The sequence below is a fragment of the Streptomyces sporangiiformans genome (genome assembly GCF_005768555.2).
GTDB lineage: Bacteria > Actinomycetota > Actinomycetes > Streptomycetales > Streptomycetaceae > Streptomyces > Streptomyces sporangiiformans.
Genome location: NZ_VCHX02000158.1, coordinates 110183 through 133872 on the forward strand (window position 1 = coordinate 110183; position 23690 = coordinate 133872).

A 23690-nucleotide genomic window follows, 5' to 3' on the forward strand; every position below is an offset into this window, starting at 1 on the left:
TCGGTTCGAGGTCACCGACAACGGTATTAGAGATTGAACGGCCGTGGATCCGAGGCCAGCGCGCGGAAGTACTCGTGCGGGTCCGTGACCAGCTTCCGCTCCTTGAGGTCCATCAGGCCGCCGAGCGCCGTGATCTCGGCGGCGACCGTGCCGTCCGTCTTGCGGATCGTCTGCTCGATCCGGAACGTCTTGCCCTTGCTCCACTCGAAGCCGCACGTCACCTCCACCTCGTCACCCGCGAGCAGCTCCCGCCGGTAGCGGATGGTCATCTCCAGGGCGACGGGACCGACGCCCTTGGCGATGAGACCGGCCTGGCTGATCCCGGCTGCCCGGAGTAACGACCAGCGGGCGTGTTCCGCGTAGTTCACGTACACGCTCTGGTTGAGGTGTCCCTGGATGTCGGTCTCGTACCCGCGGACGGTCACTCGGACGGAAAACGGCTCGGTCACGGTTTCCCCTTCTCGATCGCTGTGTCGACCCAAGACTGGCATGTCCTGATCACTTCCGTCGCGGCGAAGCCAGCAGATAGCGGACGCGCGTACGGGGTTCCGTGTACTCCCCGACCTGCCATCCCGCCTCCTCCAGCGTGGCGGCACAGGCCCGCAGGGCCTCGGTGTCCGGCACGCGCACGGCGACGGCCTCCGGCTGCGGCGTCGCGCGCACCCGGTAGCCCTCGGTGTCCGCCCCGGCCGGATCCGCCCCGGCGGGCCGGTGACCCGCGGCCTCCAGCGCGAGCGCGGCGGCCTGCACCAGATGCGTACGTTCCCATGCGCACGGCCGGTCCACGGCGCCGTCCGGGTTGGTCATCCGCCGCAGCTCCAGGAGCCCCTGCCAGGCGCTGTGCACCTCACGTGCGCGCGACGGCCCGGCGTCCGGGCTCTCCTCGCCGCCGACCCGGGCGGCGAACACTCCCGTGGTGGCGGGCCCACCGGCGCCCTGCGTCTCCGTCTTCGCCTCCGTCTCGGCAGGGGCCTCCTCCCGTATCCGATGCCCCGCCGGTGTCAGGAAGTGGTCGTGCGGCGGCCGCGGGTGCCGGAAGGCGAGCCCACGCTTCACCAGTGCCGCTAGCTGGCTCTCCGTACCCTTGAGCCGCCCGGTCACGGGATCGGCGGCGTCGATGACACGCCGCTGCGCGGCGGTCGGCGGACGTGTCACGGCGTGCTCCCTCCGAGTCTGTCCGCGAGCTCATTCGAAGACTACGACCCGGGTCCGACACTCGCCCCGCCGTCCGTCACAGGTCGCGAGCCCACCGTTCCAGCTCCTGGAAGTCCTGCTCCCGCAGCCCCCTGCGCGGGTCGATCGGCAGCAGCAGCGCCGCCGCATCGTGGTGTGCGGCGACATGGCGCACATCGAGATCGGTGATCATGTCGTCGACCCACACGAAGGGCCGGCCGGCCGCCCACGCCATGACATGCCGCGTCTTCCAGTACAGCCCCTCGGGGTCCCTGACGAACAGCTCGGGCCACTCGATGACTGGCAGATCACCCGGCAACCCGATCACCGGCGCGATCATCTCGTTGGCGTCGTGCATCCATGTGGTCGCCCACGCCAACTGGTACGGCAACGCCATCAGCCGCGCCCCGTGCCCCGGGTTGAGCCGCACCCGCAGACCCCGACGGTGCAGCCGGGAACCAGGCGCCTGCCGGGCGAGCCAGTCCGAGGGCCGCAGCCGACGCGTCACATAGCCGCGGGGGCGGATGAACCGCGCGCCGTACGGATTGAGGGGGCCGTCGACGTCGAGGAGCAGCAGCGGTCGGTCGCTCATGGAGACGGGCTACCCAGACCGAACGGCCGCCGAACGGCCACGTACCCCCACCGTTACTGCCGATATCCGCTCAGGAACCGCCCGATCCGGCTGATCGCCGCGTCCAGGTCGTCGGCGTGCGGGAGGGTGAGGATGCGGAAGTGGTCGGGGCGCGGCCAGTTGAAGCCGGTGCCCTGGACGACCTGGATCTTCTCCCGCAGCAGAAGGTCGAGGACGAACTTCTCGTCGTCGTGGATCGCGTGGACCTTGGGGTCGATCCGCGGGAACGCGTACAGCGCGCCCTTCGGCTTCACACAGGAGACGCCCGGGATCTCGTTGAGCTTCTCCCAGGCCCGGTCGCGCTGTTCGTGCAGCCGGCCGCCCGGTGCGGTGAGTTCGCGGATGGACTGGCGGCCGCCGAGCGCGGCCTGGATGGCGTACTGGGCGGGCGCGTTGGCGCACAGCCGCATGGAGGCCAGCATCGTCAGGCCTTCGAGGTAGTTGCGCGCGTGCTGGCGCGGGCCCGTGACCACCATCCAGCCGGACCGGAAGCCGGCGACGCGGTAGGTCTTCGACAGGCCGCAGAAGGTGAGGACCACCAGGTCGGGGGCGAGCGCGGCGGCCGAGTGGTGCACGGCGTCGTCGTACAGGATCTGGTCGTAGATCTCGTCCGAGAAGACCATGAGGCCGTGCCGCCGGGCGAGGTCGAGCATGCCCTCGATGATCGCCTTCGGGTAGACCGCGCCCGTCGGGTTGTTGGGGTTGATGATGACCAGGGCCTTGGTGCGGTCCGTGATCTTCGACGCCATGTCGTCCAGGTCCGGGTACCAGTCGGCCTGTTCGTCGCAGAGGTAGTGCACGGCCTTGCCGCCCGCGAGTGTCGTCACCGCCGTCCAGAGCGGGAAGTCGGGGGCGGGGACGAGGATTTCGTCGCCGTCCTCGACCAGCGCCTGCACCGCCATCGACACGAGTTCGGACACGCCGTTGCCGAGGAAGACGTCGTCCACGCCGACCTCGAGTCCCAGATCCTGGTAGCGCTGGGCGACGGCACGGCGGGCCGAGAGGATGCCGCGGGAGTCCGTGTAGCCGTGCGCCTGCGGCAGCATGCGGATCATGTCCTGGAGAATCTCATCCGGCGCCTCGAAGCCGAAGAGCGCGGGGTTGCCGGTGTTCAGGCGCAGCACGCTGTGGCCTGCCTCCTCCAGGGCGTTCGCGTGCTCGATGACCGGGCCCCGGATCTCGTAACAGACCTCGCTGAGCTTGCTCGACTGCCGGAACTCCATGCGGTGCGCACCTCCAGGTTGGTGTGTTGCTTGGTTTTACCAAGTAGGAGCTTGGAAAGTCCAACAACTTGTCTAGACTGCGTCGCATGTCACCTCGTCGAAGCTACGACCAGTACTGTTCCGCTGCCCGGGCCCTCGATGCCGTGGGTGACCGCTGGACCCTCCTGATCGTGCGGGAGCTGCTCGCCGGTCCGCGCCGCTACACCGACCTGCATGCCGACCTGCCCGGCGTGAGCACGGACGTTCTCGCCTCCCGGCTCAAGGACATGGAGCGGGACGGGCTGACGAGCCGACGCCGACTGCCTCCGCCCGGCGCGTCCTACGTCTACGAACTCACCGGCCGTGGACGGCGGTTGCTGCCCGTCCTGCAGGCGCTGGGGGAGTGGGGCGCGCCCCTGCTGGGCGAGCGGCGGGCCACCGACGCGGTGCGCGCGCACTGGTTCGCGCTGCCGTTGCTGCGCTGCCTGACGGGACTTGGCGACGGAGTCGTCCAAGTGCGCCTGGACGAGGGCGAGTTCTACGTACGACTCGTACGGCCCGGTGCTCAGGACGGCGGGCCGGTTTACGGCGAGGGGGCCGCACCCGAGGAGCCCGACGCCTGGCTCTCACTCGACGCCGGGACGTGCACGGCGCTCGCCCGGGGAGAGCTGACACTGCGGGACGCGATCAGGAACGGGCGCGTGGAAGTGGCGGGGGACGGGACGCTGGCCAAGGAGTTGCGGGACGGCTGACCTCGGAAGGGGACATCACGACGGGTGACCCGGCGCCAGGGGATTGGGGACCTGGGCCCAGATGTCGCCAGGCCCCCGAGGGGAGAGCCGCATCAGCGTCAGTGCCTTTGTGGGCAGTGGCCCGTTCAGCAGAGTCGCGAGGTCGGGGGAGGGCGGCAGGTCTCGTACGGCGGTGGCGAGAGCTTCGCCGAGGGACGCGCTCGAACCGGCCGTCGCCCCGAGCGTGCCCGTCACGAGCGAGCCGAACAGCTTGCGGCGCAGGGTGGTTTCGTCGTCCGTGATCAGCCGGCCGGAGAGGTCCGGAGCCGGGATGCCGTGGCGGGCGAGGCGGGCCGGGCTGATGCGGATGTCGGCAAGGTCCCGGTAGATGAGGCGGGTTGGGGCGCCCGAGGGGGAGAGCACCACCAGGAGGTTCTGACCGTGCGCCTCCAGGGCCACGCCCAGGTCGAGCAGTCGCAGGGACACCGTCAGGGCGAGCCGTGTGAACTCGGCCCTCCAGGAGGCGGATCGGGCCTGCTCGGTCGTGGCGAGCGCGGCGACCGGCACGACCCGCTCGCCCTCGGCCGCGTACGTCTCCGGCGCCTCACGCACGACCGCCGCGAGGTCAGGCGTGTGGGCGGTGACCGCCCCCAGGGTCCGCGTGATGTGCAATAGGCCGTCCAGGCGGGCGGCGACGGCTTCCAGGAACGCCGACACCGTCGCGGCGGTCTCGATCGAGTACACCGAGATGTCCCGCACCGCCGACGTCAGCCGGGCACTGAGCGCGGTCTTGATGTGCGGGCCGCCGGGCGTGGCGTCGGCGAGCGTGCGCAGCGACATGAGGGGATGGGCGGTGATGCCCGTGCCGTCCACGATCCTCTCGTCCTTGAGTACGTGCCGGGCCTGCCAGGGATGGACCGGGATCACCGTCCGTCCCCCTGCCTCCCGGTAGGGCCACTCGCCCGAGACCAGACAGGTCTCCTCCGGCACCGCGACCAGCCCCAGCTCGACCAGCGGCCGGTGCTCGGGCCCGTACGCCAACTGCTCGGCGACCGAGAAGCCCGGCCGGGAACGGCAGTTGGGGTGGAACGGATGCCCGTCGACGATGCGCTGCTCCCACTCCCAGGTGGTGCGAGGGTGGCCGGGCGGCGGCTGGTCGGCGCGTGACAGGGCCAACGAGGCGACACTGTGGTCGAGTTCGGCGGCGAAGCCGTCACCGTACGGGAAGGAGAGGGCGGTCATGAGTGCGGCCGGGTGGTCGTACGCCGTGCCGTCCAGTTCCACCTCCGCGACGGAGGCGGCAGTCCCGTACGCATCCGAGTGCGGGCCGTGCAGACGGCGGCCGTCGGCCAGGTGGAGCGTCATACCCCCGCTCCCCGGCTCGCGATGCGTGATCCACGGCAGCGGCTCATGAACGAGACCACGCCACAGCCGGGTCAGCACGGCCGCCCTGGCTCCGGGGAGCCCGGCGGCGTACCGCGGGAGCAGGGCGGGGCGTACGGTACGCAGCTCGGCGGCGAACGACTGCTCGGCGGCGAACGACTGCTCGGCGGCGAACGACTGCTCGGCGGCGAGCGAAGGCTCGGCGGCGGGCGAGGGCTCGGCGGCGGGCGAGGGCTCGGTCTCGGCCGGGGTGCGGGGACGGTGCACGGTGCGGCTCCTCGGTGTGGGGGACGGCGTCGTGGCCGGGGTATGACGCCGGAGATACTGATCGTCAGTGCACCGTACGGAACGAATGGATCGCGTGGACTCCATGCCCCCCAGGGACGACGTCGCGGCGGCAGCCGACGCGTACGCGGCCGCGCCGCTGCTCAATTGTCTGCTGCGGGAGGTGGCCGAGCCCGCACCGGGGCCGGGTGGGGGACAGGCGGAGGGGCACGAGGCGGGACACAACGCGGGACACAACGCGGGGCACATCGCGGCGCACGTCGAGCGGCGCGTGTACCGGCTGCCCTCCGGCGGACGGCTCCTGCGGGTACGCGGCGGACGCCGGCCCGCCGAGCCGGAGGTGTACCGGGCCGGGACCTGGCACCGTCTCGACCACGCCGAGTTGGTCAAACTCACCGCCGAGGAACTGCGCCGGCACACCGGCCTGTCGAACCCCGAGCTGCCCATCGAGATGATGGACAGCCGGGACGCGGTGGCGGCGCTCCTCACCGCGCGCGCGAGCGCGACACCGCCCGAAGACCCGTATCTGCGCTCCGAGCAGTCCCTGATCACCGGACACCCCTGTCACCCCGCCCCCAAGGCCCGGGGCGGCGGCCCCGTCGCCCGCTGGCTCCCGTACGCTCCCGAGGCGTACGCCCGCTTCCCGCTCGTCCTTCTGGGCGTACGGGAGGACGCGGTCGTCGAGGAGGGCGACCTGCGGGCGATCGACGCGCTGGGCGAGGCCCCTGCCGGCTACCGGCTCCTCCCCGCCCATCCCTGGCAGCTCGACCTGGTCGGCGCCCGGCCGGAGATCCGCGACGCCTTCGCCGACGGCCGCCTCGTACGGCTCGGCCGGACCATGTCCCCGGCCTGGCCCACGGCCGCCATCCGCACGGTGTACGTCCCCACCGCCGACCTCTTCGTGAAGTTCAGCCTCGACGTCCGCATCACCAACGACATCCGCCGCCTCTGGCGCCACGACCTCCTCCGGCTCCGCCGCACGGACGCGGCGGTCACCTCGGCGTTCACGGCCCTGGACGGACCCGCGACCTGGCTCAGCGACCGCGGTTACCGCACCGCCGACTTCGCCTTCGAGGAACTCGCCGTCCTCGCACGTGACGGTCTGCGCGAGCATGTGCTGCCCGGCGCCACGCCTCTGCTGGCGGCGGCGCTGACGGAGAGCGCGGAGGGCGCGGAGGGCTGCGCCTCCGGGCCGACTGGACCCAGCCCACTCGACTCCCTTCCCGACCCCGCCGCCTGGTGGGCGGCGTATCTGCGCCAAGTCGTGCCGCCCGCCCTGGAGTTGTTCGCCCGGCACGGCGTCGTCCTCGAAGCGCATCTTCAGAACACAGTGGTGGCCGTGGACGCGGACGGCATGCCAGTCCAGGCGCTCTTCCGGGACGCCGAGGGCGTGAAGCTGCTGTCCGACGTGACGCGGGCCGCCGGCTGGGAGCGGCTGGTGTACTGCCTCGTCGTGAACAACCTTCTGGAGATGGCGGGGTCGCTGGAGGAGCGGTACCCGGGGATGGAGCTCTGGCCCGCCGTGCGGAGGGAACTGACGCGGCACGACCGAGGGCTGCCCGAGGTCGCGGAGCTGGTCCGGGCTGCCTCCCTTCCCGGCAAGACCAACCTGCTGCTGCGATGGACGGGAGCGGACGGGGCGGACGCACGCTACCTGCCCCTGCCCAATCCGCTTCGGCCGACGACCTGGGGACGTACGTCGTGAAGCTGACCTGCGCAGATGGCTGTTTCAGTGTCTCTCAGGTTCGTGGCGCGTTATGCGGTCGATTCTCCCTGGGCGTTCCCCAGTGGCGTGGATACTCCCCAGATTCTCTCCACAGGTGTTTTCGCCACGCGCAGTCGCGAGGCGAAGGCAGCTGGGGCTGCCGTAGACACGCTGGGTGACTGCGCTGCGGCAGGCACCCGCTGCCTCGGCTCGCCGACGCAGCGCCCCACCCATGCTGCTTCAGAGCGTGTGCCTTCTTCGGATGGGCAGGATGTGCGCCATAGTGCACAACCGGCCACGCCGGCACCGGGTTTGACCAGCCGCGACGGAAGCCATGCCGAACGTTCGACAATCCGCACTCGTCGACCAGGCGCCGCCCGAGTGCCCTCTTGCCAGGGGATGTTCGAGTGGATGTGCCGGGCAGGATGCCCCCGCCGATCAGAAGGAGGCGGGCATGGACCCGAATTCACGACGGCGCCAGGCCGGACCCCGACAGTCTGCGGACCAATCCCAGACGCAACTGCAGAGTGACGGACGGCAGGACCGTGACAGCGCGGTCGCGGATTTTTTCGGGCGAGTTCGGCGCAGAGCTGGCGCGGGCCATCCGTGCGGGCCTGAACCAGAGCACCGGCCCTCTCGACCGCTGGTCCACCTGCACGATCCCATCCTGGCGCGCAATGTGCTGGAGTCGCTGCGCCGCAAACTTGACGGCGGTTGAGACGGCCGTGGAGACGATGCGACGCAAACGTGAGGTGCTGGTGCACGCACTCCACTACGCCGTGGAGAGAGGCGAGTTGGGCAGTCATCCTCTGGCACGGATCCGATGGCGGGCGCCCAAGCCGGCGGTCGCGGCGGATCCGGTGGGCCAAAACCGCACCAGGAGCGGGATCTGCTGAGCGCGGTCTCCTATGTGGGTGGCCACCGGTGAGCCCGGGCCCGCCGGCTGGTCGGGTAGTTCGCCGAAATGTACTCGATCTGGCGGGCGACGGCGATGGCGACATAAGTGGACAGGCCGCTGTGGGCCTTGGCTGCTTCGGCGATGTCGCGCGGCATGGTGATCGAGTGCTTTGCCGGTAGGCTCACTCAACCTGTTTATCCTACCGTCAATCCTCCCGAATCGGCTGAGGGGCCGGTCGGGAGCCGGTCCAGAGGTGACGTTTCCTGTAGGAGTCACGGATGAACCGGAGCCATGGCAGATACGGTGCGCCATGCCGTCTGACACCGCCGAGCACCTCAGCGAGTTCGCCAAGATACAAAATGGCGGGCCGTGCCGGTCCCCCTCCGGAGGAAATGTGCTGCGCGCCGCTGAAGATCCGTATCTGCCGGCCGCCGCCACCTGGGGTGCAGCGCCGTCTTGACATGCTTTGGAGTGAGAGTAAGGCTTGGGAATCACAGGAGTTCGGGCAAACCGTCCGACGTCACGGAGTGGGTTTACATCCTCTCACCCCGTATATGCGATCAAAGGACCGATGCACTTCTCGTGGCATCTGCGTTCCGCGCTCATCGTCAGCGGGCTGTGCATACACTGCCGATTCTGTAAAAGCACAGACCTCACGGCTCGTGCTTCGAGGCACAGGCCAGTGTCCGTCATGTTGTGGCGCGGTTCAGGCCTCCCCGAACGGCGGTGAATCTTCGGTCCGACAAGACAAGTCGAGGAAGACAGGGAGAGCCCCATGAGCCTCCACAAGATTGTCCGGGCCTGGGAGGACCCGGAGTACCGTGACAGCTTGAGCGCCGCAGAGCTCGCCGACCTGCCGGAGAACCCGGCGGGCATCATAGAGCTCACCGACGCCGAGCTGGGGCAGGTTCTGGGCGGCGCCCAGAGCGGAAACAGCGTCGGCTGTAACACCAAGACCTGCGTCGTGAGCCGTGGCAACTCGCGCAACCCCTGCGGCTCCAACTGCTGATGGCGGGGTGTCGGCGTACGAGCTGTCACAGAGGCACGTACGCGGTGCAGAAAAGGTGCGACATTTGGGCATCGTCGGCGCGACGGCCCTGCTGGCCTCCTTTGACTGCGCCCACCCCATGGATCGGCTGATATTGCGGCTCCACCGCCGCGCGACGGTCTTTGTACGTACACAGTCCAAAGGAACGAGGCGAGGGCTGCTAGGCGCTGTCCAGCAGCCCTCGCTGACATGCTGGGGAGCAGAGGGTGGAAGTTGAGGGAGCGGCTGGGTCATGAAAGCGGAAGAGGTGTGGCAGGCCCCCGAGTGGTACCGCGCATTGCACCTCCTTGAACGCGGTGACACACGAAGCGCCCGCCCGACGGAGATGTCTTTCGCTTCGGACCTCATCCCTGAGGGAGTGCTAGGTCGTCTGGACGCTTGGAAGAGCCAGAAGCCCTTCGAGCGGGAGCCGCTTTTCGCTCAGCGGCTGGCTATGGACTCGCTCTCGGAACGTGATCTGCTGGCTCTGCTGGCGGAGCCTGCGGAGAGTTTGAAGGCCCGCATCCAGGCCGCTCCCGACTGGCTGATCGTTCTCCGGGAGGCATTCACGCACCCGGATTCTGCGGAGAAGCTGGCGCCTCTGCTCGAGAAGACTGAGGCAGATCACCCTTTCGCTGGAAGCCTGTCGGCGATCAGCCCCCTTCTTTGGCACTTTCTTGACCGTCTCCAGGAAAGGGTGCGCGGGCTACGCGGAGAGGTCGAGTTCCTCCCCTTCGAAAACACAATGCTCCCAGGGGTGTTCCTGGCGAACCTGGCGCCGCTCCTCCTCTTCCAGCTCAGCAAACCGCTCCTGATCGAGCTGCATGTCGCCCGCTTGGAAGGACTCTTGAGGGGCGAGACAGCGGAGGAACGCTTCGAGGACTTCATCCGGCGGCTCGGGCAGGAAGGCTCGATCGTGGCGCTCCTCGCCAAGTACCCGGTGCTTGCACGCCAACTGGTGATCTCGACGAAGCAGTGGGCCGACTACCTGTACGAGTTCTTGACGCATTTGTGCGCGGACTGGCAGTCCATCCGCACGACCCTCGCCCCGGGCGACGATCCTGGACCGCTGGTCGACGTGGAGGCCGGAAAGGGGGACCAGCATCGTCGGGGCCGCAGTGTGCTGCTGCTGCGGTTCGGCTCGGGGATGAAGTTGCTGTACAAGCCGAGGTCGCTGGGTGTGGACGTGCACTTCCAGGAGTTGCTGTCCTGGTTGAACGACCGCGGGGCCGAGCCCAGTCTGCGGCCGCTGAAGGTGGTCGACTGCGGGAACCATGGCTGGTCGGAGTTCGTCGACGCGGCATCCTGCACGTGCGAGGAGGAGGTCGTCCGTTTCTACGAGCGTCAGGGAAGCTACCTGGCGCTGTTGTACGCCCTGGACGCCGCCGACCTGCACAACGAGAACCTGCTCGCTGCGGGTGAGCATCCGATGCTCGTGGACCTGGAGGCTCTGTTCCATCCTCACGTCCATGCCAAGGAACCGACCCTGTCGAACCTTGCGGTGGGAGCGCTGGACCGTTCCGTGTGGCAGGTCGGGTTGCTGCCGCGGCGCGTGTGGTCCGACCAGGATTCCATCGGCGTGGACATGAGCGGCCTGGGCGGGCAACCGGGCCAGATGAACCCGCATCGGCTTGTCAGCTGGGAAAGACCAAGGACGGATGAGATGCGGGTGTGCCGACGGCGCGCCGAGCTACCCGTGAGCGAGAACCGGCCCCGTCTGGGTGACCAGGATGTCGAGGTCTGGCAGTTCAAGGACGCCGTGCTCGCAGGCTTCACCGGAATGTACCGCCTGATCTGCGAGAACAAGGCGGCCCTGCTGGCGGAACAGCTCCCGCGCTTCGCACAGGACGAGACACGCGTCGTCCTGCGCTCGACGAACGTGTACAGCCTCCTCTGGTACGAGAGCTTCCACCCCGATCTGCTGCGTGACGCGCTCGAACGTGATCGCTTCTTCGATCACCTGTGGATCGAAGCGGCGCAGCGCCCCTATCTCGCTCCCCTCATCCCGGCGGAGCAGCGGGATCTGTGGCACGGCGACATCCCGCTGTTCCACACCTGCCCAGGCAGCCGGGCGGTCCTCACCGCAGAGGGGGAGCGCTTCGAAGACTTCCTCGACGCGCCCAGCCTCGACGTGGTGCGGCAACGGGTGGGGCAGCTCGGTGATGACGATCTGGCCAAGCAGAGCTGGATCATCACCGCGTCGCTGGCCACGATGCTCATGGATTCCGAGGACAGGGTCAGCCGGCCGGCACAAGGTCCGTCGACGAGCCGGCCTTCCCTGGTGACCCAGCGGGTGGAGCGAGAACAGCTGCTGGTACTTGCGAGCTCCGTCGGGAGGCGTCTCGACGAGCTCTCTCTGCAGAACGAAGGCGGCGCGTACTGGCTCGGCGTGGGCCCTCTGGACGAATCTGCCTGGGGTCTCTTCCCATCGGGCAGTGACCTCTATTCCGGGACCAGCGGAATCGCGCTCTTCCTGGGGTACCTGGGGGCGGTCACCGGCGAGCCCTCCGCCACACTCCTCGCACGCAGGGCACTGACATCGACGCGAGTTCAAGTGCGGGAGTGGCTCCGGGAGCAGCAGGATGCGAGTGGATCTCCTCCGACGGTCGGAGCGTTCGACGGCCTGGCCTCGGTCGTGTACGTCCTCACGAGCCTGGGCGTTCTGTGGGCAGAACAGGATCTCCTGGACGAAGCGGCCGAACTGGTCGAGCGACTGCCGTCGCTCATCTCCAGGGACCTTTCGCTGGATGTCATCTACGGTTCGGCCGGGTGCATCCTCTCGCTGTTCAGCCTGCACGCGGTCCGTCCCTCGCCACGGACCTTGGACGTGGCGATCCGCTGCGGCGAGCGGCTCCTGGCCACTGCGCAGCCCGTGCATCGAGGGATCGCCTGGACGACGCTCGATGATCAACCGCCGCTGGGCGGGTTCTCGCACGGTACAGCCGGCATTGCGCTGAGCCTTCTGCAGCTGACTGCCCGCAGCGGCGAGGACCGATTTCGGCGAGCTGCTCTCAGCGCTCTCGGCTACGACCGCAGCCTCTTCGTTCCCGAATTGAACAACTGGGCCGACCTGCGAGTCTTCGCACCCCGGACAATCCAGGACGATCCTGTTGAGCCAGCCGTGGCGCTACCTCGAAAGAGCATGGTGGCCTGGTGCCACGGCGCCCCAGGCATCGGCCTGGCACGTCTCGCCGCCTTGGATCAGCTGGCCGACGCGACGACACGAGACGAGATCGACATCGCCCTGAGTGCCACGGAACAGTACGGCTTCCCCATGGGCCACTCGCTTTGCCACGGCGCGATGGGGAACCTCGAGCTTCTTCTGACGGCGGCACGGGTGCTCGACAGACCTGAAGATCAACACGCTTTGGAACGAGCGACGGCGTTGGTCGTGGCGAGCATGGAGGCCAATGGTTTCGTGACGGGAGTGCCCCTCGGGGTGGAGACGCCCGGGCTCATGACCGGGCTGGCGGGGATCGGGTACGAGCTGCTCCGGCTGGCCGAGCCCGCCAAGGTGCCGTCCGTTCTTCTCCTGGCTCCTCCACGGTGGCAAGCGCAGGGCTGAGAGAAAGGATCCTTGGTCGTGGCCCACCGTGTGATCTTCCGGGAGAGCGCCATCCAGGCCTACCGGCGAGGTACGGCGAAGGACATCGTGCCTCGCCTCACCTTCCGGCCGATCGTCGTCTGCCTTTGGCTGCTGCTGGCCGTGCTGATCGCCACCGCGGCACTGGCCTGGTCCGTACGGGTGCCGGCCTACGTCAGTGCCCAGGGCACGATCCTCCCGAACGGTGCCCGGGCGGGACCCGGCGGCGAAACGACGGATGCTGCCCTGTTCCTGCCGGCGGATCAATCGGCTGACGTGCGCGCCGGCCAGCAGGTCCAGGCCCAGATCGGCTCCACCGGTCCGTCCGCGTCGGGTGCCGTCGTCAGGGTCGAACCGGGCGTGATAGGCCCGGACGCGGCACGAGCCAAGTACCGATTTGAGCCCGGGGCCGGTACCGTCCGGCAACCCTGGACCGTCGTGATCGTGCGGCTCGGACAGCCGCTGCCACCGGACGCCTACGGCGGGAGCCTCTTGACTGCTCGGGTGGAGGCCGGGTCTCAGCGGATCCTGACGTTCTTCCCCGGATTGGGCTCGTCCGTAGGCGGTGCCTCGTGACCACCGTGACCGGGAGGACCCGCAGGACGCACCGCAGGAGGGTTCCCGAGGTCAGACAGCTGAGTGAGGTGGAATGCGGCCTCGCTTGCCTGACGATGATGCTCAACTACTACGGCTGCGGGACCTCCTTGTCGGAGCTGCGGACGCGCTGCGGCGTCGGCCGCGACGGCCTCTCCGCGCTGGATATGGTCAGGATCGCACGCGACCATGGAATGCGGGTGAGGACGGTCTCGCTGCCGCGGAATGATCTCCGTTTCGTGGCGCTCCCCGCGATCGTCCACTGGGAGTTCAGCCACTTCCTTGTCGTCGAACGGTGGTCGCGCAAGCACGTCGATGTGGTGGATCCCGCCAGAGGACGCTGTCGGCTGACGGAGGAGGAGTTCGACGCCGGGTTCACGGGGGTGGTCGTCCTCCTCGAGCCAGGTGCGGCCTTCGACCGTCGTCCGGCCGCTCCACCCCGCTCGACCTTCCGGGGGTACGTCCTTCAGTTCCTGCGGCAGTCGCCCGGAACATCGCTGCAACTGCTGGGGGTCTCGCTGCTGCTGATCCTGCTCGGGCTTGTCCTACCGATCCTGACCGCGGTGGTGCTGGACCAGGTCCTCCCCTACCGGATGCGCAACATCATGCCGGTCCTGGGGATCGGTATCGTCGCGATCTTCATCGCCCAGACCGCCGCGACACTGCTGCGGGAATGGCTGTTGGTGTTTCTTCGGGCGCGTATCGACGTCAGTATGATGCTCGGCTTTGTCGAGCACCTTCTCGAACTGCCGTACAAATACTTCCAGCAGCGGTCGACGGGCGACCTGCTTGCCCGGGCGGCCAGCAACGCCATGCTGCGCGAACTGCTGAGCAACCAGCTCCTGTCCGCCGTCATGGACAGCGGGCTGGTGATGTTCTACCTGCTCCTCCTCTTCTGGCAGTCCCCGCCGTTCGGCGCGCTCACGCTCGGCGTCGGCCTGGTGGGGGCGATAGTCCTCATGCTCAGCTACGGCACGATCAACAGGTTGTCGGGCCGGGAGTTGGCCGCCTTCGGGAAGTCCCAGGGATATCTGGGCGAAGCGATCGTCGGCATCGGAACGCTGAAAGCAGCCGGCGCCGAAGCACAGGCCTTCGACCGCTGGTCGAACCTGTTCTTCGACCACCTCAACATCTCGCTGCGCCAAAACTATGTTTCCGGCGCCGTGGCCTCGATACTCGGGTCCCTGCCCTTGTTCGGACAACTCGGGTTGTTGTGGGTGGGTGCCACGCAGGTCCTCAACGGATCGATCAGCGTGGGCACGATGGTGGCGCTCCTGGCTCTGGCCGCCGCTTTCTTCGCGCCGCTCACCTCGCTCGTCGACAGTGCTCAGCAGTTCCAGCTCGTCAGTGCCAACCTCGACCGCATACGTGACGTGCTTGAGGCGGAGCCCGAGCAGTTGCGACAGGCGCCACGACCGGCCCCGCGGCTGTCGGGGCACCTGCGGATGGACGGCGTCGGTTTCCGTTATGCGAAGACAGGCCCCCAGGTGCTGCATGACATCGACCTGACCGCACGCCCCGGAGAGAGGATCGCAATCGTCGGGCTCTCCGGTTCGGGCAAGAGCACGCTGGGGAGACTACTGCTCGGACTCTATGTCCCCACCCAGGGGGACATCTTCTACGACGGCGTCTCGCTGCGGGATTTCAAGTGGCAGGAACTGAGACGCCAGTTCGGCGTCGTCCTGCAGGAGAGCGCCCTGTTCAGCGGGTCGATACTGTCCAACATCGCGCTCAGTAACCCGTCGATCAAGCGCGAGCGAGTGGTCGAGGCTGCCGAGTTGGCTGCCATACACGACGACATCATGGCCATGCCGATGCAGTACGACACCTTCGTCTCCGAGGGCGGGAGCGCCCTGTCCGGCGGTCAGCGACAGCGGCTGGCCATCGCACGGGCCATCGCGCACAGACCGGCCATCATCATGCTCGACGAGGCCACGAGCCATCTGGACGTCGAGACCGAGTGGAGAGTCGCGGAGAACCTGCGCACCCTGGCCTGTACCCAGATCATCATCGCGCACCGCTTGAGCACGATTCGCGACGCCGACACCATCCTGGTGCTCGACCAGGGAACCATCGTGGAGCGGGGAAGCCATCACGACCTGCTTCGGCGAGCCGGTCACTATGCGAGACTCGTGGGCCAGCAGCTCGAGTCAGGCGACGAGGCGTCGCGGCCAAGCACTGGTGCCCCCTGACCGGTGATGAACGGCGGCCTCTTCCAGCCGTGGTCCGAGGCGTAGTCCTGTCCCCTGGTCGGCTGCAGAAGATCGCTGGATCAAGAAGAAGCACTCCATAACCGGGCGCCGACTGTCACGCTCGGTTACTATGCTCACTTCATGCCGGAGGCGGGGAGTAAGGGGCGCATCGCAATCGACGGACTGCTCGGGAACCAGGGAGATCAGCGTGCCGGCCGAAACTCCCCAGATTCTCCCCAGGGGTGATCGTGGCCGACTCTCTGGGGTACGCGTGCTTGGAGTCGGTCGTGGACTGTGAGGCTGGAGAGTCGGGTGGCCTGGGAAAATGCTGACTGAGGTCACCGCAACCCGCTACATCGCGCCCCTCCGGTCCGGCGGCTCCGTGCCCGGCGTCGTCGAGGCCGACGACCTCGGGACGTACGTCGTGAAGTTCACGGGCTCCGCGCAGGGGCGCAAGGCCCTGGTCGCCGAGGTGATCGTCGGCGAGCTGGCGCGCGCCCTCGGGCTGCGGTTCCCCGAGCTCGCGCTGGTGCACTTCGATCCGGCGGTCGCCGGGCACGAGCCCCACCAGGAGGTCCAGGACCTGCTGCGCGCCAGCGCCGGGCTCAACCTCGCCATGGACTTTCTGCCGGGCGCCCAGGACTTCACCCCGGAGGTCGCGAAGACGTTCGCCGTCGACCCGCTGGAGGCGGGCAGGATCATCTGGCTGGACGCCCTCACGGTCAACGTGGACCGTACGACGCACAGTTCGAACCTGATGATCTGGCCCACCTTCGGCATCGCACCCCCGCGCCTGTGGCTCATCGACCACGGCGCGGCCCTGGTCTTCCACCACCGCTGGGACGCGTCGTCACCGGAGAAGGCGTACGACTTCCGGCGGCACGCGCTCGGCGGCTACGCGCCGGACACGCGGGCCGCGGACGCCGAGCTCGCTCCCCGGGTGACCGAGGAGCTGTTGCGCGCGATCACGGCGGAGGTGCCCGACGCCTGGCTCCTCGACGAGCCGGGTTTCGCGACCCCCGACGAGGCCCGCGAGGCGTACGTCGGCTACCTCCTCGCCCGCGTCAAGGCCTCCGCGGCCTGGCTCCCCACGGACTTCCCCACTCGTGAACAGCTCGCCACCGAGGACGCCCACCGCGCGGCGAAAACCCAGGAGGGCCGGCCGAACTGGCTGAAGCGGGTCCCCGACCTGCACGGCAAGCCGCCGGCGGAACAGGATTGGTCGGTGCACCTCGGATGACCACTGGGACACTCACATGACCATTGAGAACACGCATCGCGTGCAGATCGAGTACTGCACCCAGTGCCGCTGGCTCCCCCGGGCCGTCTGGCTCGCCCAGGAACTCCTCACCACCTTCGAGCAGGAGCTGACGGAGCTGGCGCTCAAGCCCGGCACGGGGGGTGTCTTCGTCGTACGGGTCGACGACGAGGTGATCTGGGACCGCCGCGAGCAGGGTTTTCCTGAGCCCACGGCCGTCAAGCGCCTCGTACGCGACCGAGTGGCCCCGGGGAAATCCCTGGGCCACTCGGAGAAATGACGGAGAAATGACGGAGAAGTGACTGCTCAGCCGACGAGCTGTTCGTACGCAGGCAGCGTCAGGAAGTCCGCGTAGTCCTCGTCCAGCGACACCTTCAGGAGCAGGTCGTGGGCCTGCTGCCAGTTGCCGGCGGCGAAGGCCTCCTCGCCGATCTCCGCGCGGATGTTCGCCAGTTCCTCGGCCGCGACCTTGCGTGCCAGTTCCGGCGTGGCCTTCTCACCGTTGTCGAACTCCACTCCCGCGTTGATCCACTGCCAGATCTGGGAGCGGGAGATCTCGGCGGTGGCCGCGTCCTCCATGAGGTTGAAGATGGCGACGGCGCCCAGGCCGCGCAGCCAGGCCTCGATGTAGCGGACGCCGACCTGGACGGCGTTGACCAGGCCCGCGTACGTGGGCTTCGCGTCGAGTGAGTCGATGGCGATCAGGTCGGCCGCCTTGACGTCGACGTCCTCGCGCAGGCGGTCCTTCTGGTTCGGCCGGTCGCCGAGCACGGCGTCGAACGAGGCCATGGCGATCGGCACGAGGTCCGGGTGCGCGACCCACGAGCCGTCGAACCCGTCGCCCGCCTCACGGTCCTTGTCGGCCTTGACCTTCTCGAACGCGACCTTGTTGACCTCCTCGTCGCGCCGGGACGGGATGAACGCCGCCATGCCGCCGATCGCGTGCGCCCCGCGCTTGTGGCAGGTGCGGACCAGCAGCTCCGTGTACGCGCGCATGAACGGGGCCGTCATCGTGACCGCGTTGCGGTCCGGCAGCACGAACTTCGCGCCGCCGTCACGGAAGTTCTTGACGATCGAGAAGAGGTAGTCCCAGCGGCCCGCGTTCAACCCCGAGGCGTGGTCGCGGAGTTCGTAGAGGATCTCCTCCATCTCGTACGCCGCCGTGATCGTCTCGATCAGGACGGTGGCGCGGACGGTGCCCTGCGGGATGCCGACGTAGTCCTGTGCGAAGACGAAGACGTCGTTCCACAGGCGGGCTTCCAGGTACGACTCCGTCTTGGGGAGGTAGAAGTAGGGGCCCTTGCCGAGGTCGAGCAGGCGCTGGGCGTTGTGGAAGAAGTACAGGCCGAAGTCGACGAGCGCGCCGGGGACGGGGGTGCCGTTCGCGTCGACGAGGTGGCGCTCGTTCAGGTGCCAGCCGCGGGGGCGCGTCACGACCGTCGCCAGCTCCTCGGCCGGCTTCAGGGTGTACGACTTGCCCTCGGGGGAGGTGAAGTCGATACGCCGTTCGTACGCGTCGGTCAGGTTGAGCTGGCCGAGGATCACGTTCTCCCAGGTGGGCGCCGAGGCGTCCTCGAAGTCCGCGAGCCAGACCTTCGCGCCCGAGTTGAGGGCGTTGATGGTCATCTTGCGGTCGGTGGGACCGGTGATCTCGACGCGGCGGTCGTCGAGCGCGGCCGGCGAGGGGGCGACCGTCCAGGAGTCGTCGGCCCGGACGGCGGCGGTCTCCGGGAGGAAGTCGAGCGTGGAGGTACGGGCGATCTCGGCGCGGCGCTCGGCGCGACGGGCGAGGAGCTCGTCACGCCGGGGCGTGAACAACCGGTGCAGCTCGGCCACGAAGGCGAGGGCCGCGTCGGTGAGGACCTCTTCCTGCCGGGGCAGGGGCTCGGCGTCGACGATGGCCAGCGGGGTCGGCGCTGGTGCGGACATGAACTGTCACTTCCTTCAGCGAGCTACTTCGGCGAGCTACATGAGCGAGCTTTTCGAGCGGGCTTCTCGAGCGGGCTTCTCCGCGAATGGAGCGAGCGGGCGCTTCTGGTCAATGGATACTAGTTTCCTCATGGTGGAAGTTCAATGTCTTGTTGATGTGACGTGAGACGGAGCAGATCGCCTTCCGTGTCGATGTCGTACGCCTGCGCCACGTCACCGCACTCGACGAGCGTGATCGCGCCCTCACGGGCCTTCAGGTAAGCGCGTGCCCCCTGGTCACCGGTCGCGGTCGCCGCGATCCCCGCCCAGTGGTCGGCACCGAACAGCACGGGATGCCCGCGCCGGCCGTCGTACGCCGCGGAGGCGAGCGACGCGGGGGAGTCGTACGCGGCGAGCACACGGGCCACGGCCTCCGGGCCGATACCGGGCTGGTCGACGAGCGAGACGAGGGCGGCACGCGCACCCGTGCCCGCGAGCGAGGCGAGCCCGGCCCGCAGGGACGACCCCATGCCGCCCTCCCACTCGGGATTGTCGACGAGGACGCAGCCGGGCAGTACGGCCCTGGACCGTACGGTCTCCGCCTGGGCCCCCAGCACCACATGGACGCGGGTGCAGCCGCCCTCGCGCAGGACTCCGGCCGCGTACTCCACGAGAAGGCGGCCCCGGTGCTCCAGGAGCGCCTTGGGCCGCCCGCCGAGGCGCCGGCCTCCACCGGCTGCCAGCAGCAGCCCGGCGACCGGGTTCTCGGGGGCCTTGTTCTCCGTCATGCCCCCTGCATACCTGACCCGGCCGCCGGGCGCCGACGAACCGGGGCGGGCCTCATGGTGTCGGAGGACTGAATTTCGGTCCTTGAGGTGGCGCCCAGCGCATCGGGTGGCGTTTACTGACCCGCGTCCCTCGGCACCTGACCACCGCCCTGGGGTGTTCGTCGGGAGCGCGAAGTCGGGCGCACAAAGGCGTGCGAGGGGGGAGAGCTGTGTTGCGGAGCTTGGGGCAGAGGCCAGTGACCGGCAGGGACGAGGATCCGAACGTGGCGGAGCTGCGGACCGCGGTGTCCAGGCTGCGCCGCGAACTCGCCGCGTATCCGGCCGATTTCCCGGACCGGGGCATAGCGGAGGACGAGCTCGCGGCCCTCGCCGCGATGGCCGTCAGCGGCATTCCCGAGGTTCCCCGGCTGCGTCGCTCGCTGCTCCTGATCGCCGGATCCATCGGCTCGGTCAGCGCGCTCTCGTCGGGCCTCGCGGAGGTGCGCAGCGCGGTGGAACTCTTCGGGGAACCGCCACGGCGTTGAGTACTCCCCGGAGTTGAGCACTCCGCGGCGTTGAGTACTCCCCGGAGTTGAGCACCATCTGCGACGTGCGTACGTGCGTACGTGCGTACGTGTGTGCGTACGGGCGGCGGGCCGGGCCGGGGCCGGTTCAGGCCCCTGTCCCCGAACTCGCCAGCGCCTCCGACAGCTCCACCGCGACCTGCTGCAGTACGGGCACGATCTTCTCCGTGGCCGTCTCCGTTACCCGGCCGGCCGGCCCCGAGATCGAGATCGCCGCGGCGGTGGGGGAGTCGGGGACGGACACCGCGAGGCAACGGACGCCGAGCTCCTGCTCGTTGTCGTCCACCGCGTACCCCGCCCGGCGCACCTCTTCGAGCGCGGTGAGGAAGGCGTCCGGAGAGGTGATCGTCTTCTCCGTCGCGGCCGGCATGCCCGTACGCGACAGCAGCGCGCGTACCTCGTCCGCCGGAAGCTGCGCGAGCAGCGCCTTGCCGACGCCCGTGGAGTGCGGCAGTACGCGGCGCCCGACCTCCGTGAACATCCGCATCGAGTGCTTGGACGGGACCTGGGCGACATACACGATCTCGTCGCCGTCGAGCAGCGCCATGTTCGCCGTCTCGCCGGTCTCCTCGACGAGGCGTGCCAGGTAGGGGCGGGCCCAGGTGCCGAGCAGCCGGGACGCGGACTCGCCGAGGCGGATCAGGCGGGGTCCGAGCGCGTACCGGCGGTTGGCCTGCTGGCGTACGTAACCGCAGACCACAAGCGTGCGCATCAGCCGGTGAATCGTCGGCAGCGGCAGCCCGCTGCTCACGGACAGCTCGCTCAGGCCGACTTCGCCGCCCGCGTCCGCCATCCGCTCCAGGAGATCGAAGGCTCGCTCGAGGGACTGGACACCACCGGTGGGGGCGGAGTTCTTGGACGCGGAGGCATCCCCGGGGGCGTCGTTGGCGCTGGACGTCGGCACGTCGCGGTCCTTTCAAGGCAGGCAGAGAAATCGCAGCCTACCCGCCAGTTTATTGACGGTCTGGCTACGTGGAACTACGTTCTGCTTCATGGAAGTCTAATTCCGCCCAATGGAAAGGTCCAGAGTGTGTGGGTTCGGGGCAGAGTGGAGAAGTCGACTCTTGACGGTCTGAGGCGGGATGGGAAGACTCCTTCAACAGAAAGTTGAATTCCGTTACGTGGAAGTAAAGGGATCCGCACAGCGGCATGGAGAGGGGTCCGCGTGTCTGACGACAGATGGGGCGAACTGATACTGCGCTCAACGCGCGTCATCACCCCCGAAGGGACGCGCGCCGCCTCGGTCGCGGTCGCCGGAGGGAAGATTACGGCCGTACTGCCGTACGAGGCCGAGGTGCCCGCCGGAGCGCGGCTGGAGGACTTCGGTGACGACGTCCTGCTGCCCGGCCTGATCGACACCCACGTACACGTCAACGACCCGGGCCGCACGGAGTGGGAGGGCTTTTGGACCGCCACCCGGGCCGCGGCCGCCGGGGGCATCACGACGCTGATCGACATGCCCCTCAACTCCCTTCCGCCGACCACCACGGTCAACCACCTTCGTACCAAGCAGGAGGTCGCCCGGCCCAAGGCCCACATCGACGTCGGCTTCTGGGGTGGGGCGCTGCCCGGCAACGTCAAGGATCTGCGACCGCTGCACGACGCCGGCGTCTTCGGCTTCAAGGCTTTCCTCTCCCCTTCCGGAGTCGACGAGTTCCCCGAGCTGGACCAGGACCAACTGGACCGGTCTCTGGCCGAGATCGCGGGATTCGGCGGCCTGCTGATCGTGCACGCCGAGGACCCGCACCACCTCGCCGCCGCTCCTCAGAAGGGCGGCGGAAGATACGCCGACTTCCTGGCCTCACGGCCGCGCGACGCCGAGGACACGGCCATCGCCAACCTCATCGCGCGGGCCAAACACCTCGACGCGCGCGTGCATGTGCTGCACCTCTCGTCCAGCGACGCGCTGCCGCTGATCGCCGAGGCCAAGCGCGAGGGCGTACGGCTCACGGTGGAGACCTGTCCGCACTACCTCACGCTGACCGCCGAGGAAGTGCCGGACGGGGCGAGCGAGTTCAAGTGCTGCCCACCGATCCGCGAGGCGGCCAACCAGGACCTGCTGTGGCAGGCGCTGGCCGACGGCACGATCGACTGCGTCGTCACCGACCACTCGCCCTCCACCGCCGACCTGAAGACCGACGACTTCGCCACGGCGTGGGGCGGCATCTCCGGCCTGCAGTTGAGCCTCTCCGCGGTCTGGACCGAGGCGCGCAGGCGCGGTCACGGGCTGGAGGACGTCGTCCGCTGGATGTCGCAGCGCACGGCGCGGCTCGTCGGCCTCGGTGAGCGCAAGGGCGCCATCGAGGCGGGCCGCGACGCAGACTTCGCGGTCCTCGCGCCCGACGAGACCTTCGCGGTCGACCCCGCCGCGCTGCACCACCGCAACCCGGTCACGGCCTACGCGGGCCGGACCCTGTACGGCGTCGTCAAATCCACCTGGCTGCGCGGCGAACGCATCGTGTCCGAGGGCGAGTTCGCGGAACCCGCCGGCCGACTCCTCGAAAGGAACGACTGATCACCATGACGGCGCAGCCTGAAGTCCCTCTGGCGAGTTTCGCCGGCGACGCCAACCCGTACCCGGGCGGCGATCCGTACGCCGACTACCGCACCGCCGACTTTCCGTTCGAGCAGTACGTCAACCTCGCCGACCGGCAGCTCGGCGCGGGGGTCGTCGCCGCCAACGACGAGTTCTTCGCCCAGCGCGAGAACCTGCTCCTGCCCGGGCGCGCCGAGTTCGATCCCGAGCACTTCGGGCACAAGGGCAAGATCATGGACGGCTGGGAGACGCGGCGGCGCCGTGGCGCCTCCGCCGAGCACCCGTGGCCCACGGACGAGGACCACGACTGGGCGCTGGTGCGCCTCGGTGCCCCCGGTGTCGTACGCGGTGTCGTCGTCGACACCGCCCACTTCCGCGGCAACTACCCGCAGGCGGTGTCGGTCGAGGGCGCGTCGGTGCCCGGCTCGCCGTCCCCCGAGGAGCTCCTCGGGGGCGACGTGAAGTGGACGACTCTCGTACCCCGTACGGCTGTTGGCGGCCACGCCGCCAACGGCTTCGCCGTCTCCGTCGAACAGCACTTCACGCACCTGCGCGTCAACCAGCACCCCGACGGGGGCATCGCGCGCCTGCGCGTGTACGGCGAGGTGGCCCCGGACCCCGAATGGCTGACGGTGCTCGGCACCTTCGACGTGGTGGCCCTGGAGAACGGCGGCCAGGTCGAGGACGCCTCCAACCTCTTCTACTCGCCCGCCACCAACACCATCCAGCCGGGGCGTTCCCGCAAGATGGACGACGGCTGGGAGACGCGGCGCCGTCGAGACACCGGGCACGACTGGATCCGCTATCGGCTCGCCGCCCGGTCCGAGGTCCGCGCGATCGAGATCGACACGGCGTATCTCAAGGGCAACTCGGCGGGGTGGGCGTCGGTCTGGGCGCGTGACGGCTCCGCCGGGGACTGGGTGGAGGTGCTGCCCCGCACCCGCCTGCAGCCGGACACGAACCACCGTTTCGTCCTCCCTGCCCCCGTCGTCGGGACGCACGCGCGCGTGGACATCTTTCCGGACGGGGGGATCTCGCGGCTGCGGCTGTTCGGCTCGTTGACGGAGGAGGGGAGCGCGGAGCTGCGGGCTCGTCGTCAGGAGCTGGGCGGCTGACGGGCGGTTTTGTTTCGCCCTCGCCAGGGGGCTCTGCCCCCTGGACCCCCGCTCCTCAAACGCCGGAGGGGCTGACATACCCAGCCCGTCCGGCGTTTGAGGACGAGGCCGTTCAGGC

19 protein-coding genes and 1 pseudogene are annotated in these 23690 nt (G+C 68.9%); 11 read left to right on the forward strand and 9 right to left on the reverse strand.

Going from position 1 to position 23690, the window contains the following annotated elements:
• Positions 1–26 precede the first annotated feature (26 nt).
• The 4 genes from FGD71_RS25730 to FGD71_RS25745 all read right to left on the reverse strand — a co-directional run bounded on the left by FGD71_RS25730 (position 27) and on the right by FGD71_RS25745 (position 3027).
• Positions 27–449, reverse strand: coding sequence for an acyl-CoA thioesterase (locus FGD71_RS25730; protein ID WP_119102884.1), 423 nt, complete (start codon positions 447–449; stop codon positions 27–29).
• A 49-nt stretch (positions 450–498) separates the two neighbouring features.
• On the reverse strand, positions 499–1155 hold the full coding sequence (locus tag FGD71_RS25735; RefSeq protein WP_119102885.1) for a hypothetical protein: 657 nt from the start codon (positions 1153–1155) through the stop codon (positions 499–501).
• A 76-nt stretch (positions 1156–1231) separates the two neighbouring features.
• Entirely contained in the window at positions 1232–1765 is a 534-nt protein-coding gene (locus FGD71_RS25740; protein WP_119102886.1) for an HAD domain-containing protein, read from the reverse strand.
• 53 nt (positions 1766–1818) lie between these two features.
• The gene (locus FGD71_RS25745; RefSeq protein WP_119102887.1) at positions 1819–3027 is read right to left on the reverse strand and encodes a pyridoxal phosphate-dependent aminotransferase; all 1209 of its coding nucleotides are present in this window, start codon (positions 3025–3027) and stop codon (positions 1819–1821) included.
• A gap of 86 nt (positions 3028–3113) precedes the next feature.
• On the opposite strand from FGD71_RS25745, the gene FGD71_RS25750 reads away from it, so the two are divergent.
• Positions 3114–3758: a winged helix-turn-helix transcriptional regulator gene (locus FGD71_RS25750; RefSeq protein WP_119102888.1), complete on the forward strand. Its 645-nt coding sequence runs from the start codon at positions 3114–3116 to the stop codon at positions 3756–3758.
• A 15-nt stretch (positions 3759–3773) separates the two neighbouring features.
• On the opposite strand, the gene FGD71_RS25755 is transcribed toward FGD71_RS25750, so the two are convergent.
• The gene (locus FGD71_RS25755) at positions 3774–5246 is read right to left on the reverse strand and encodes an IucA/IucC family siderophore biosynthesis protein (protein ID WP_240436770.1); all 1473 of its coding nucleotides are present in this window, start codon (positions 5244–5246) and stop codon (positions 3774–3776) included.
• Positions 5247–5472: 226 nt separating this feature from the next.
• Between FGD71_RS25755 and FGD71_RS25760 the strand changes: the two genes are divergently transcribed.
• A complete protein-coding gene (locus FGD71_RS25760; protein WP_119102890.1) occupies positions 5473–7110 on the forward strand; it encodes an IucA/IucC family protein in 1638 nt (545 codons plus the stop codon).
• A 954-nt stretch (positions 7111–8064) separates the two neighbouring features.
• Here the strand turns inward: FGD71_RS25760 and FGD71_RS25770 are convergent.
• Positions 8065–8197: pseudogene (locus tag FGD71_RS25770) on the reverse strand (CopG family transcriptional regulator); the annotation flags it as partial.
• A 586-nt stretch (positions 8198–8783) separates the two neighbouring features.
• Between FGD71_RS25770 and FGD71_RS25775 the strand changes: the two are divergent.
• The 6 genes from FGD71_RS25775 (at position 8784) to FGD71_RS25805 (ending at position 16942) form a co-directional block, all read left to right on the forward strand.
• On the forward strand, positions 8784–9017 hold the full coding sequence (locus FGD71_RS25775) for a mersacidin/lichenicidin family type 2 lantibiotic (RefSeq protein ID WP_119102891.1): 234 nt from the start codon (positions 8784–8786) through the stop codon (positions 9015–9017).
• Between the two features lie 271 nt (positions 9018–9288).
• The gene (locus FGD71_RS25780; RefSeq protein ID WP_205571141.1) at positions 9289–12600 is read left to right on the forward strand and encodes a type 2 lanthipeptide synthetase LanM family protein; all 3312 of its coding nucleotides are present in this window, start codon (positions 9289–9291) and stop codon (positions 12598–12600) included.
• An 18-nt stretch (positions 12601–12618) separates the two neighbouring features.
• Positions 12619–13194, forward strand: a complete 576-nt coding sequence (locus tag FGD71_RS25785; protein WP_119102892.1) for a hypothetical protein — start codon at positions 12619–12621, stop codon at positions 13192–13194.
• 5 nt (positions 13195–13199) lie between these two features.
• Positions 13200–15404, forward strand: coding sequence for a peptidase domain-containing ABC transporter (locus FGD71_RS25790; protein WP_276147156.1), 2205 nt, complete (start codon positions 13200–13202; stop codon positions 15402–15404).
• Between the two features lie 325 nt (positions 15405–15729).
• Positions 15730–16644 carry a HipA family kinase gene (locus tag FGD71_RS25800; protein WP_119102894.1) on the forward strand — a complete coding sequence of 305 codons (915 nt, stop codon included), beginning with the start codon at positions 15730–15732 and terminating at the stop codon, positions 16642–16644.
• A gap of 16 nt (positions 16645–16660) precedes the next feature.
• Positions 16661–16942, forward strand: coding sequence for an Rdx family protein (locus FGD71_RS25805; RefSeq protein WP_119102895.1), 282 nt, complete (start codon positions 16661–16663; stop codon positions 16940–16942).
• 26 nt (positions 16943–16968) lie between these two features.
• On the opposite strand, the gene aceB is transcribed toward FGD71_RS25805, so the two are convergent.
• Both aceB and FGD71_RS25815 read right to left on the reverse strand, forming a co-directional pair.
• Entirely contained in the window at positions 16969–18591 is a 1623-nt protein-coding gene (gene aceB / locus FGD71_RS25810) for a malate synthase A (RefSeq protein WP_119102896.1), read from the reverse strand.
• Between the two features lie 128 nt (positions 18592–18719).
• Positions 18720–19358: a nucleotidyltransferase family protein gene (locus tag FGD71_RS25815; RefSeq protein ID WP_119102897.1), complete on the reverse strand. Its 639-nt coding sequence runs from the start codon at positions 19356–19358 to the stop codon at positions 18720–18722.
• A gap of 209 nt (positions 19359–19567) precedes the next feature.
• On the opposite strand from FGD71_RS25815, the gene FGD71_RS25820 reads away from it, so the two are divergent.
• On the forward strand, positions 19568–19882 hold the full coding sequence (locus FGD71_RS25820; RefSeq protein ID WP_119102898.1) for a DUF5955 family protein: 315 nt from the start codon (positions 19568–19570) through the stop codon (positions 19880–19882).
• 127 nt (positions 19883–20009) lie between these two features.
• Here FGD71_RS25820 and FGD71_RS25825 read toward each other — a convergent pair whose 3' ends face one another.
• The gene (locus FGD71_RS25825; protein ID WP_119102899.1) at positions 20010–20825 is read right to left on the reverse strand and encodes an IclR family transcriptional regulator; all 816 of its coding nucleotides are present in this window, start codon (positions 20823–20825) and stop codon (positions 20010–20012) included.
• A 261-nt stretch (positions 20826–21086) separates the two neighbouring features.
• On the opposite strand from FGD71_RS25825, the gene allB reads away from it, so the two are divergent.
• Complete coding sequence (gene allB, locus FGD71_RS25830; RefSeq protein ID WP_119102900.1) at positions 21087–22436, forward strand: allantoinase AllB; 1350 nt, start codon at positions 21087–21089, stop codon at positions 22434–22436.
• Between the two features lie 5 nt (positions 22437–22441).
• Complete coding sequence (gene alc, locus FGD71_RS25835; protein WP_119102901.1) at positions 22442–23572, forward strand: allantoicase; 1131 nt, start codon at positions 22442–22444, stop codon at positions 23570–23572.
• Positions 23573–23690: the final 118 nt, after the last annotated feature.

Coding starts and splice junctions, on each gene's coding strand:
- FGD71_RS25740 (WP_119102886.1), bottom strand. CDS start 1,765: ATGAGCGACCGACCGCTGCTGCTCCTCGACGTCGACGGCCCCCTCAAT.
- FGD71_RS25745 (WP_119102887.1), bottom strand. CDS start 3,027: ATGGAGTTCCGGCAGTCGAGCAAGCTCAGCGAGGTCTGTTACGAGATC.
- FGD71_RS25750 (WP_119102888.1), top strand. CDS start 3,114: ATGTCACCTCGTCGAAGCTACGACCAGTACTGTTCCGCTGCCCGGGCC.
- FGD71_RS25760 (WP_119102890.1), top strand. CDS start 5,473: ATGGATCGCGTGGACTCCATGCCCCCCAGGGACGACGTCGCGGCGGCA.
- FGD71_RS25775 (WP_119102891.1), top strand. CDS start 8,784: ATGAGCCTCCACAAGATTGTCCGGGCCTGGGAGGACCCGGAGTACCGT.
- FGD71_RS25780 (WP_205571141.1), top strand. CDS start 9,289: ATGAAAGCGGAAGAGGTGTGGCAGGCCCCCGAGTGGTACCGCGCATTG.
- FGD71_RS25800 (WP_119102894.1), top strand. CDS start 15,730: ATGCTGACTGAGGTCACCGCAACCCGCTACATCGCGCCCCTCCGGTCC.
- FGD71_RS25805 (WP_119102895.1), top strand. CDS start 16,661: ATGACCATTGAGAACACGCATCGCGTGCAGATCGAGTACTGCACCCAG.
- aceB (WP_119102896.1), bottom strand. CDS start 18,591: ATGTCCGCACCAGCGCCGACCCCGCTGGCCATCGTCGACGCCGAGCCC.
- FGD71_RS25815 (WP_119102897.1), bottom strand. CDS start 19,358: ATGACGGAGAACAAGGCCCCCGAGAACCCGGTCGCCGGGCTGCTGCTG.
- alc (WP_119102901.1), top strand. CDS start 22,442: ATGACGGCGCAGCCTGAAGTCCCTCTGGCGAGTTTCGCCGGCGACGCC.